Below are 564 nucleotides of genomic sequence, written 5' to 3' on the forward strand. Positions count from 1 at the left end.
TAAGCTAAAAGGGAGCCCAATAAGGCTCCTTTTTTATTTCATGCATTCAGGTACGCTCTCATGTTTAAGCGTTTTGTTCTCTCTTTAGCCTTTCTAATCATGGCTGCGGTAGTGAGTTTTCAAGTCATCTTTACCGTGCCAGAACACCCACAGATCATCACACAAACTGGTTCTGAAATTACCGAAGATATTCGATGTATAGAGTTTAGCGGAGCAAAAGCTCTGGACGATAACGGTGAACTCAACCTTTTAGTTTGGAACATCTACAAGCAAAATCGCGCTAACTGGCAATCTGAGCTGGAGTTGTTCTCGGCAGATAAGCAATTGTTATTGCTGCAAGAAGCCAGCATGACAGACAGTTTTAAACAATGGTTGGTAGATGGCAGCTGGGTCAGCAACCAAGTCAGCGCGTTTAAAGCGTTAGGCAGCGGAGCTGGCGTGATTAGTATTGCTCAAAAGCAGCCAATTAAAGCATGCGCGTACACGTCAAAAGAACCGTGGTTGCGTTTGCCAAAATCGGCGTTGTACAGCCAGTATCGTTTAAGTAATGGTGAGAGCTTGGCC

The 564-nt window shown here is 44.7% G+C and carries 1 protein-coding gene; it reads left to right on the forward strand.

Annotated features, from left to right (window positions below; translation table 11 throughout):
* Nucleotides 1–60 precede the first annotated feature (60 nt).
* Nucleotides 61–564, forward strand: a 504-nt coding sequence (locus tag R7Z77_RS27455; RefSeq protein WP_318137319.1) for an endonuclease/exonuclease/phosphatase family protein, incomplete at its 3' end; no start/stop codon positions are given.

It is taken from the genome of Vibrio sp. 1401 (genome assembly GCF_033340295.1).